Origin of the sequence: Bartonella sp. AA2SXKL, assembly GCF_042197205.1 — a bacterium.
Taxonomy (GTDB): domain Bacteria; phylum Pseudomonadota; class Alphaproteobacteria; order Rhizobiales; family Rhizobiaceae; genus Bartonella.
In genome coordinates, this window is sequence record NZ_JBHIRN010000024.1 from 1 (window position 1) to 8,372 (window position 8,372).

Consider the following 8,372-nt stretch of genomic DNA (forward strand, 5'->3'; position numbering starts at 1 on the left):
AAGTAACTTTTACATCATTAGTTGAAAAAGGTCTTTTGATACGTCATGGTGGTGGACGATCAACTTGGTATAGTGCATCTTAATTTTATTGCCTTCTTAACCACCTTCCCGCCTAAAAGACGAGGAGATAAAATTATGTTGTAGGTCTAAGCTACTTTTGCAATCGGGTTCTCTAAAGTAGGAACATAGGCTCGCAACAAAGAATCCATGCTATGCGGTAGTTCTGAATCTCCAAAATCTGTTAGAACTGTCAAGATTTTAAGTATATTTGGTACTTCATCTTGAAGTTTTAAAATCAAAACCTTTTCTACCAGACTCATGATGTCAACCAAAGCAGTACATTCTTTGTCGTTAATATTTTCATTATTAGAAAATTGAAACAACGCTATCCACAAATCGCATAAGAAGTCGACACTGGTGTTCATTGTACACCTCCATGGATTTGTTCTCTCAAACATGCCAATCCTCTGGATGTAATTTTTGTTGAAGGGAGCACTTTTTCTGTACCATCAGGTCTTTGAATGGTAATAGCAGGACAATCCATAAATCCTTTCTTGATCTTGTCCTGATAAGGTAACAGTGGCGCCCCTGGAGCACGCCGATACACCCAATCATGTTTACGTAAGTAATCAGTTAAATCCTTTGGTCGTACTTCCAACATCTTTGCTGCTTCAATAAGACCGAATAAACCATCAGAGCGTTTTAAACCTTCCAAAGCCTCTGCTTTTGGAGCTAATTTAGCAATGATATTGTCTTTCCGCTCGTTTTCATCTTTTAAATGCGTTAAGACACCAAGCATTACTGCTGGACTGGAGTAGTCAATCGATTGAACATAGGATTGCTTTATCTCGCCCCTACGCCATGCAACAAATAATTTAATAAGCATATAACGGACTTGAGAAGATTTTTCTGTATTCGATAATGTCGCAATCAATAACGCCTGCTCTTCGTTAAGCCAATATTCTGTTACGTTATTGCCCTTTATTACGTGCGCCACAGTGGCGCACCTCCCAAACCGTTCTATTTCTTGCATATTTCTTGTAATTAATTTTCTAACGTCACGTGTACGAACAAACCCTAATTTTTCTGCTAAATCCACATCGCGAACACGAGGCTCGTTTTCGACTTCTCGTAATTTGATTAATTTGTCTTTATTGATAGGTAAGTATGTGCTATTATTCATTGTAATTGACCTCTTTCAGGTTAGTTAGATGTAAAGCGTTAGAGAGAGTTTTTGCGGACTTATGCTCTAGCGCTTTTTCTTTTTTGAGAATGTTAATTATTTCAGATGAAAGAGAGCGATCATTCTCAGTCGCCCGATTAAACAACCACTCCTTTAATGTATGTGGCATATTTATTTTATATTGGATCGTTTTCATTTTACCTCCATATGCACATATTTAGTACCATAAAGGTACCTTGTGTCAAGTGTATTTTAGGTATATTTTAGGTGCATGACAAAAAAAGATCGTGTGCAATTTAAATTTCTCATTCCAATTGAACTGAAAAATCAATTGGAAGAGCTTGCTGAGGCAAATCATCGTAGCCTTACGGGTGAAATTCTTGCTCGTTTAGAAGATTCTGTCCGCACTACCGTTACATTAAATCACCTACTGGCAATGAATTCAGAAGATCTCAAAAAGCTCCTTGAACAACTACTCGTGAATAAAAAACAATAAGATGCCACACATAGCCCCCTCAGAACGCTTTAAGCCTTCAAGCGCTTCTGCTTTTGGTGCTAATTCTGCAATAACATGATCTTTCTGCTCTATTTGACTTTGTAAGTGATTCAAAACACCAAGTAATGCCTCCGGTTTAGAGTAGTCAACTTGTGGTGTGGCTACCTGTTTTTCTAATTCTTGCCAGCGGTCAATGATTTTGGCTCGTAAAGCAGTGCTGTAACCAGAAACAAGAATTAAACATTCACGTTTGGGTAAATTATAACAAGGGCGTGTTTTTCCTTGTTCATCAATATAACTGCTTAAAAACTTAGCCGGTTCAAATTTGAGCTCGCTAAATATTTGTTTAATGTCTCGCATAACATTTTTATGCTTCTTACTACATACCCCCGCAATTTCACGACTCGACATAGTCTGAGTGGTAGCACTATTAGCAACACTTTCTGTAATTTTTATAAGAGTGTTCATTATGAACTCCTAGATGTTAGAGGTTTTCATTGATACCTTTAAAAGGTATCGGGTGCTGAAAACACGGCATCTAGTCCGTCGTTACGCTTTCCCCATAAGGGTATTGTATAGCGTAACTACACCCGATGAGGTCATTATACACTTGTCGCATATAATGAGTCAAAGCCTTTGCAATGCACAGAAGATCGATTATTTCGGCAATCAATCCGCTAGATGTTTTAAGGTGTTTTCAGGCACCTGATTCGAAAATATATATAAACGCAACAATGTCAAGAATAAAAATAATTTTTATCTAAAAATAATCGCGTACTGTACAGTACACACACTGAAATCATTATTTATCAATGAGTTAAGTGTACAATGTACAGTCAATTTGAAAATTCTGTCGCTAGCGATAGTTCGCGCTCGCCTGCCCCGCAACGAAGCCAACCCGCTGGGAAGTACCTTTTGAATTGATTTTATTGATTTTTTTATGAAAAAAACAAAGCATAAGTGATAATCTGTTTTTAAAATTGCAATAAGAATATGTAATGCCTAAACTCATAAGGATATGGAATATATAGATAAAGCTTGAGAACATGATCTAGCCTTTCTTATTAGCAGCGTATTCTTGACGAGAAAGTTGTCTCTGTATGTTTTTGGTTAATCTTTCATTGGCATATTGTGCAATAGCACTTGCAATCTCTGGCTTGGACATCACTTTAGCAATTGAAGGTCCTTCTTGTTTTGCAATGGGGAATTGATCTCCATCCGCTCTTTGAAATACATTACCATTCAGCTTTTTTAATTCAACACGCTTTGGAAAACTGCCTCCCTTGATAAAACCATGGGGTAAGATTTCTTTCTTTCCAAACAGTGTGTAAGTTACGCCGCGTTTTGTTTCGTTTACTTTAAAAAATTTAAGAAGTATTGGTGTTACAAAACCAATGATATCTGTCTCAAGAAACCTTGCTGTCGCCTTTTCTTTAATATAAACACCTCTTCTTATACGCTTTATTTGGGCTGATGAGATGTCTGCAACTTGCTTTTCAGTGAAGCGTTCAACTTGTTTTGCTGTAGTGTTTAGAGCATTACGCAGAGCCCAATTAAGGCGAGGGGCTTGAAGGCTTGTGAAGGTATCTTTTGCCTGTTGAAGATACCATTTTTGGTGGATGATTAACTTCAACTTCTAAGCCTTTTTGGGGGTAGGTGTTGATGGCTTGGAAGCTTTAGGTGTTTTGGGTTGTTCGAGTGGAATTTCCTCAGCTGCTGATTCAGTTGATGTTTGTACGGCTTCTTGTTCTATCTGCTTAATTTGTTCAACTCCCTTGTCAGGCTTTATCTTTGTTTTAACATCAACAAAAGGTTTAGCAGCATTTGCACGCTTGAGACGTGCGTAGACTTGATTAGAAATCTCCACAAATGGATTATTGGGAGTTGAAGTTTCAAAACGAACAGTGCTTTTATTATCGCCAACAACACACATTGGCTTGGTGATGATTGCTTTCATCTTCGCTCCTTTTGAGGCAATGAATTAATGACATCATTGGTTACTGAATGGCTTTTGATATGTGCAAAATAGATTAGTCTGTTTTAACAATAAAAACAGCAACTTAATCCTTTTTGAAAGCTTAAGATTTTACCAAACTTTAGGAGATATTTTTGAATTTTAGACACAACACACCTAGAGACAGCACAGCCATTAAATAAAAATTTTTACACATTGTCAAGAGAAAAAATCTATATTTTGTACATTTTTTGTTTCTAAAAATCTAGACTTAGTATTCAGATAAACAAGAGATGCAATAATAATCCCATTTAAATGAATCTTTTACTTGGCTTTTTGCCTCGTTTCAAAGAACGATGTTTTACGGCACGAGATAAAGATTTGAACCAACTACGTAAGAAATGTTGCTAGCTTAGCAAGGACTTCGTTCATAATCATGGGGGGAACTGCTTCCATTTTCTTTCCCTGACGCACTCCAATATCAAGAGCACGTGGTTGGTCACAACGTATTATGCCCGTTGTATGTAATCCCACTCCCATTAATGAGACAGCAAAGCCTGCTGTTCTAGCAAAATTTCCTCCGCTTGTAATAGGCAAGACAATAGGTGTTTTCGTTACACGATTAAACGCTTCCGGTGATACAATTAATACAGGACGCGTTCCTTTTTGTTCATAACCCGAAGATGGATCAAGAGATACTAGCCAAATTTCGCCTCGCTTCATCACAACAGCTCTTTACCAACAGGTTTAGCATCAAACCATTCTATATCCTCATCTACAAAATCATCTGACGGATTACATTGGGCTAACAATTCATCAAGAGTATAATTAGGAAATGTTTGTGGTTTCACAACTAATTGTCCATTATCAATAGTCAAACCAACTTGCGCATTTTCAGTAAGATGAAGGACATCAAGCAGTGAAGGTGGTATAGAAAGCATCACTGACCCTCCAACTTTACGTAATTTCGTTGTATGCATAAAAACAACCTCTCTAAAATATTATATAAAAATATAACATTTTAAAAGCTATTTCAAGAGCTTCTGATGCTTTTATAAATATACTAGTAAAACATTTAGCATTTATTTTTTTGGTTAAAATATTTCTGGAGAGCGTTAAGGACTATTCGCAATGAAGGTACAAGGTACGGTAATTCTTGATCTTCACTAACAAGATACTGTAGCGCAGCATAAAAATTATGCTGTCTGTAAAGGTGTTGTGTTTCTTTTATTACCTCTTGCATATTCAAAAATTGTTTTGTTGCAAATTCAACCCATTTTTTTCTAGCTTCTTCATTAGAAGATGAGGGCATTTTATCATAAATTGCACTAGGCAATGTTTTTGCACAGAGATAATCATTTCTCACTTCAAGATATTTTTGTGCAGCATCATACTGATCTTGATTAATCACACCTTGCAGATAAAGCCGTCCGATATAAGTAGCAGAAAGCGGATTTTTTGCTTCTTCTATGGTCAAGCCAAAACGTTTGGCCCGTATTTCTATTGCCAACTTATCAATGGGATCATGAGGCATTTTTGTCCGTGAGATACGACCATTTGGTTCTCTGATACATCCTTTAATTCGAGGACGACCACGTTTTGCATGTTTTTTTCTTTTAGCCATATTTTTTCAATCAGAATGGGACGCTATTGTTAAGAGCTGTTCTATAATCTTGAGCACCTGAAGCGATAGCATAATTTTGAGAAGTAATGGGTGAAGGGGTAGGGGATGCTGATTGCTCTTTCTTCGCATCAAGCAAATACAACTCGCCTTTGAATTGTGGTAAAACAATCTCTGTTGTGTAACGGTCATGCCCATTTTTATTTTGCCATTTGCGCGTTTGTAATTTTCCTTCTACGTAAACTTTTGAACCTTTGTTTAGATACTGAAGTGCAATTTTTGCTAAATGTGGATTAAAAATCACAACTGAATGCCATTCTGTTTTCTCTACTTTTTGATTGGTTTTTTTATCTGTATAGCTCTCAGAAGTCGCTATACTAAAATTGACTATTTCTGCTCCAGAATTCATTGTTTTGCTTTCGGGATTAGCACCAAGGCGTCCGATTAATGTCACTTTGTTTAGCATGTTTTTTCTTACCTTAAATTTGTATTTAAATATGTAAAAAATCTTAGCGTAATTTTATTATTTTTTCAATTATTTCAATGATATATTATTAATTATTAACATATAAAATTATGTTTAATATGCTCTTTGATAAATAATCAATTGACATAAATGCATGGTGTATAGTATCAAGTATCAAGAGGGTATATATGGCAATCGTTAGTTTTAAGCATAAAGGGTTGAAATTATTCTTTGAAAGAGGAGTCTGCAAAGGCATACAACCCGCGCATGCTAAAAAATTAGCAAACATTTTAGTAATTTTAGATACAATATCCGCGCCTGAACAAGTTACTCTTAAATCGTATCGTCTACATGCGCTTACGGGCGATTTAAAAGGTTACTGGTCAATGCGTGTCAATGGAAATTGGCGTGTTACCTTTCGTTTCATTGGGACAGACGTTGAACTGGTTGATTATCAAGATTACCATTGAGTTTTGAGGTGTTATTATGATGTACAATCCTCCACACCCTGGCGGCATTTTGAAAGAAGAATTGCTTGATGAATTAGGGTTAACAGTAACAGAAGCTGCAAATCGTCTTGGCGTTGCACGTTTAACTTTATCCCGCGTCTTAAACTGCCATGCGGCGATTAGTATTAACTTAGCTTTACGGTTAGAAAAAGCGGGTTTAAATGATGCGGAATTCTGGCTTAAATTGCAACAAAAGCATGATTTGTGGCAAGCTCGGCATAACAGCCCAATCCCACATATTTCACCTCTAGAGCAAGTAGGGCATCTTTAAAAATACTTAGTCCATCTTTCTTCACACCTAGAGGTCATGTTCTTTAAAATCAAGCAGCCCACGATAGTTTTTTATGCTCTTGTTGATTTTATCGAACGTTGAGAAGAGACAACGTAATCTGAACAGTTTTATAAAATCGGAAATTTTACTATAGCTTTTTAACGGAGCACTGTAGTGTGTAAATAGATATATTTATTAAACTGCGTGTACGTAACATAAGGAAAAATACACAGACTAAAAAAGAATACCAAAGAGCAATATCTGAGTACCAAAGTACGGTATCCAATGGAAAAGAAAGCTTGTACTCCACATACTTAGAAATGAAAGGTAAAGAAACAGTTTCTTTATAACTATTTGGAAAAATTAAAACGATAAGCGCTAAACTTATTAGCTTTAAAAGTCTGTGCATATACTGTTGTAAATCACGTGTTAATGTCTTCCAACCTGTTGTATTGCCGCGTTTGTATTTTGGATTGTTCTGCAACTCAAAAGGAATATGAGAATTGCATAAAATTGCAAAAACCGCTGTGACTATTACCAAAGAAACAGATGCGAATGTCAAAATACTTTGAATAAAGTAGGGATTTTTTTTAATTCCTAAAAAACATAAAAATATAAAAGTTATAATGCCAAACAAGGCTCTTAGCTGTTTATCTGTGAACATATTTATTTCCTGCGGTTTTCGATAATTTTTTGATCTCTCTGTTGATCTCATCTATAAGAGGTTCGTAATTGAGAATGCTTTTCGGAATAGCACCACCGTAAACCCATGCTTTCACCTGCGCTTTGGTACTAAAATCCGCATTTTCTGGTGTGGTATAATACTGTCCGCCATCAAACTTTTCACACTCTCTTGTACCGTCTTCATATTCGTAGAGGTTGTAAAAATACTCCTCTGCTCCATCCCCCCAAGGAACATAACCAACAGCTGTTGCAACAAACTCTTTTTGCATTGGCTGTTGACGGTTTTTTAAGAACAGGTGTTTTAATATTTTCATGTTTTTAGTCCATAATTTTACCAATTGGTCTATTTACCTAAAATTTGACCGTACAGAGCGTTTTATATTGCGGATATGGTTCCCCCATCGTAAAATCTTTAAATCGCTTTTTACGGTACATTTTTGTCGATTTAAATGCATGTCTAATCGTAAAATGATCAGCACTTTTCACTATTTTGCTAACTTGCAATGTTTTTCATTGTTCCCCCAATCCCATTTAAAACCTTTTCAAGCTCTTGCTTGTGAACAAGCGTTAGTGGTCTAAAATGCTCTTTCGCTGTTTTTTCTTTGAGTGCTTTCTCACGTGTGTTTTCAATTGCTCTACGTACACTTTTGGCTTTTGAAAAAAGGTATTTTCTAGTGCCTAGCAATAAGTTAAAAGCTCTCCACAAGTTGGCATAAATGTTTTTGATATCCCAATTGCTTGACCAGTTACGATATCTTCAACGCCCTTTTTCAGAGCATATGACGAAATGCGGTCCAGCATCATGCCATAGGATAAAACGACGGCTTTAGCGTCTGTATTCGCAGGGACTCTCATGCTTGAGAGTAGGAAAGAAGCTTGTTCAATTTGTTTAACTGAAGCTTTCACAGAGAGCAACGCTTGTAGACGATTGCAAGCATCTAAGGTTTGCGCTTCCTCCTGTTTCGTCAATGTATTCCCAGCCTTCAGCGTCAATGGATACCCCGGACTGATCATTTCCATAATCTTCTCCAGATGAGAGATGATCTCTGAGTTCGTTGAAGGCTTCTGCAAGCTGTTCTGTGAAAGTTTTCTGAGTGAATTTTCCATGATAACCACCTAACCGTTTTTCCTGTTCTAATCTTGCTTTTTTCTTTGCTAGCGTTCCGATAGGGCTTGTAACCCAATTGT

General features: G+C 36.6%; 15 protein-coding genes and 1 pseudogene. 3 read left to right on the forward strand and 13 right to left on the reverse strand.

The window, feature by feature from the left end:
* Positions 1-146: 146 nt before the first annotated feature.
* Genes ACFINS_RS09030 through ACFINS_RS09040 form a run of 3 tightly spaced genes read right to left on the reverse strand, consistent with a single transcriptional unit; the run spans position 147 to position 1,379 of the window.
* Positions 147-425 carry a hypothetical protein gene (locus ACFINS_RS09030; RefSeq protein ID WP_375612368.1) on the reverse strand — a complete coding sequence of 93 codons (279 nt, stop codon included), beginning with the start codon at positions 423-425 and terminating at the stop codon, positions 147-149.
* Entirely contained in the window at positions 422-1,183 is a 762-nt protein-coding gene (locus ACFINS_RS09035) for a phage antirepressor KilAC domain-containing protein (protein WP_375651420.1), read from the reverse strand. Before ACFINS_RS09035 ends, ACFINS_RS09030 begins: the two co-directional genes overlap by 4 nt.
* Entirely contained in the window at positions 1,176-1,379 is a 204-nt protein-coding gene (locus ACFINS_RS09040; protein WP_004859798.1) for an Arc family DNA-binding protein, read from the reverse strand. The genes ACFINS_RS09035 and ACFINS_RS09040 overlap by 8 nt, the downstream gene beginning before the upstream one ends.
* 75 nt (positions 1,380-1,454) lie before the next feature.
* On the opposite strand from ACFINS_RS09040, the gene ACFINS_RS09045 reads away from it, so the two are divergent.
* On the forward strand, positions 1,455-1,679 hold the full coding sequence (locus ACFINS_RS09045; RefSeq protein WP_375612370.1) for an Arc family DNA-binding protein: 225 nt from the start codon (positions 1,455-1,457) through the stop codon (positions 1,677-1,679).
* Between the two features lie 15 nt (positions 1,680-1,694).
* Here the strand turns inward: ACFINS_RS09045 and ACFINS_RS09050 are convergent.
* The 7 genes and pseudogenes from ACFINS_RS09050 to ssb all read right to left on the reverse strand — a co-directional run.
* Positions 1,695-2,147 (reverse strand): annotated as a pseudogene (locus ACFINS_RS09050) (Rha family transcriptional regulator); the annotation flags it as partial.
* Positions 2,148-2,730: 583 nt separating this feature from the next.
* Positions 2,731-3,312 carry a hypothetical protein gene (locus ACFINS_RS09055; protein ID WP_375706112.1) on the reverse strand — a complete coding sequence of 194 codons (582 nt, stop codon included), beginning with the start codon at positions 3,310-3,312 and terminating at the stop codon, positions 2,731-2,733.
* 3 nt (positions 3,313-3,315) lie between these two features.
* Positions 3,316-3,636, reverse strand: coding sequence for a hypothetical protein (locus tag ACFINS_RS09060; RefSeq protein WP_375612036.1), 321 nt, complete (start codon positions 3,634-3,636; stop codon positions 3,316-3,318).
* 387 nt (positions 3,637-4,023) lie between these two features.
* On the reverse strand, positions 4,024-4,356 hold the full coding sequence (locus tag ACFINS_RS09065) for a type II toxin-antitoxin system PemK/MazF family toxin (protein ID WP_375612037.1): 333 nt from the start codon (positions 4,354-4,356) through the stop codon (positions 4,024-4,026).
* Complete coding sequence (locus tag ACFINS_RS09070) at positions 4,356-4,613, reverse strand: AbrB/MazE/SpoVT family DNA-binding domain-containing protein (RefSeq protein ID WP_375612038.1); 258 nt, start codon at positions 4,611-4,613, stop codon at positions 4,356-4,358. The genes ACFINS_RS09065 and ACFINS_RS09070 overlap by 1 nt, the downstream gene beginning before the upstream one ends.
* A gap of 95 nt (positions 4,614-4,708) precedes the next feature.
* Complete coding sequence (locus ACFINS_RS09075; protein ID WP_375612039.1) at positions 4,709-5,257, reverse strand: hypothetical protein; 549 nt, start codon at positions 5,255-5,257, stop codon at positions 4,709-4,711.
* Positions 5,258-5,267: 10 nt separating this feature from the next.
* On the reverse strand, positions 5,268-5,720 hold the full coding sequence (gene ssb / locus ACFINS_RS09080; RefSeq protein ID WP_375612040.1) for a single-stranded DNA-binding protein: 453 nt from the start codon (positions 5,718-5,720) through the stop codon (positions 5,268-5,270).
* Between the two features lie 188 nt (positions 5,721-5,908).
* Here ssb and ACFINS_RS09085 point away from each other — a divergent pair, with 188 nt between their 5' ends.
* Positions 5,909-6,190, forward strand: coding sequence for a type II toxin-antitoxin system RelE/ParE family toxin (locus ACFINS_RS09085; RefSeq protein ID WP_252619286.1), 282 nt, complete (start codon positions 5,909-5,911; stop codon positions 6,188-6,190).
* Between the two features lie 16 nt (positions 6,191-6,206).
* Entirely contained in the window at positions 6,207-6,500 is a 294-nt protein-coding gene (locus ACFINS_RS09090) for a HigA family addiction module antitoxin (protein ID WP_004856691.1), read from the forward strand.
* 148 nt (positions 6,501-6,648) lie between these two features.
* Here the strand turns inward: ACFINS_RS09090 and ACFINS_RS09095 are convergent, their stop codons facing one another.
* The 3 genes from ACFINS_RS09095 to ACFINS_RS09105 all read right to left on the reverse strand — a co-directional run bounded on the left by ACFINS_RS09095 (position 6,649) and on the right by ACFINS_RS09105 (position 8,204).
* Positions 6,649-7,164: a hypothetical protein gene (locus tag ACFINS_RS09095; RefSeq protein ID WP_375706113.1), complete on the reverse strand. Its 516-nt coding sequence runs from the start codon at positions 7,162-7,164 to the stop codon at positions 6,649-6,651.
* Positions 7,151-7,498 (reverse strand): hypothetical protein, encoded by a 348-nt coding sequence (locus ACFINS_RS09100; RefSeq protein WP_375612041.1) that lies wholly within the window; start codon positions 7,496-7,498, stop codon positions 7,151-7,153. Before ACFINS_RS09100 ends, ACFINS_RS09095 begins: the two co-directional genes overlap by 14 nt.
* Positions 7,499-7,862: 364 nt before the next feature.
* On the reverse strand, positions 7,863-8,204 hold the full coding sequence (locus ACFINS_RS09105) for a hypothetical protein (RefSeq protein WP_375706114.1): 342 nt from the start codon (positions 8,202-8,204) through the stop codon (positions 7,863-7,865).
* Positions 8,205-8,372 lie beyond the last annotated feature (168 nt).

Bases quoted from the DNA above. Each gene is read 5' to 3' on its own strand.
- ACFINS_RS09075 (WP_375612039.1), bottom strand. From the start codon at position 5,257: ATGGCTAAAAGAAAAAAACATGCAAAACGTGGTCGTCCTCGAATTAAA.
- ACFINS_RS09045 (WP_375612370.1), top strand. From the start codon at position 1,455: ATGACAAAAAAAGATCGTGTGCAATTTAAATTTCTCATTCCAATTGAA.
- ACFINS_RS09090 (WP_004856691.1), top strand. From the start codon at position 6,207: ATGATGTACAATCCTCCACACCCTGGCGGCATTTTGAAAGAAGAATTG.
- ACFINS_RS09035 (WP_375651420.1), bottom strand. From the start codon at position 1,183: ATGAATAATAGCACATACTTACCTATCAATAAAGACAAATTAATCAAA.
- ACFINS_RS09040 (WP_004859798.1), bottom strand. From the start codon at position 1,379: ATGAAAACGATCCAATATAAAATAAATATGCCACATACATTAAAGGAG.
- ACFINS_RS09060 (WP_375612036.1), bottom strand. From the start codon at position 3,636: ATGAAAGCAATCATCACCAAGCCAATGTGTGTTGTTGGCGATAATAAA.
- ACFINS_RS09085 (WP_252619286.1), top strand. From the start codon at position 5,909: ATGGCAATCGTTAGTTTTAAGCATAAAGGGTTGAAATTATTCTTTGAA.
- ACFINS_RS09105 (WP_375706114.1), bottom strand. From the start codon at position 8,204: ATGGAAATGATCAGTCCGGGGTATCCATTGACGCTGAAGGCTGGGAAT.
- ACFINS_RS09070 (WP_375612038.1), bottom strand. From the start codon at position 4,613: ATGCATACAACGAAATTACGTAAAGTTGGAGGGTCAGTGATGCTTTCT.
- ssb (WP_375612040.1), bottom strand. From the start codon at position 5,720: ATGCTAAACAAAGTGACATTAATCGGACGCCTTGGTGCTAATCCCGAA.
- ACFINS_RS09100 (WP_375612041.1), bottom strand. From the start codon at position 7,498: ATGAAAATATTAAAACACCTGTTCTTAAAAAACCGTCAACAGCCAATG.
- ACFINS_RS09095 (WP_375706113.1), bottom strand. From the start codon at position 7,164: ATGTTCACAGATAAACAGCTAAGAGCCTTGTTTGGCATTATAACTTTT.
- ACFINS_RS09030 (WP_375612368.1), bottom strand. From the start codon at position 425: ATGAACACCAGTGTCGACTTCTTATGCGATTTGTGGATAGCGTTGTTT.
- ACFINS_RS09065 (WP_375612037.1), bottom strand. From the start codon at position 4,356: ATGAAGCGAGGCGAAATTTGGCTAGTATCTCTTGATCCATCTTCGGGT.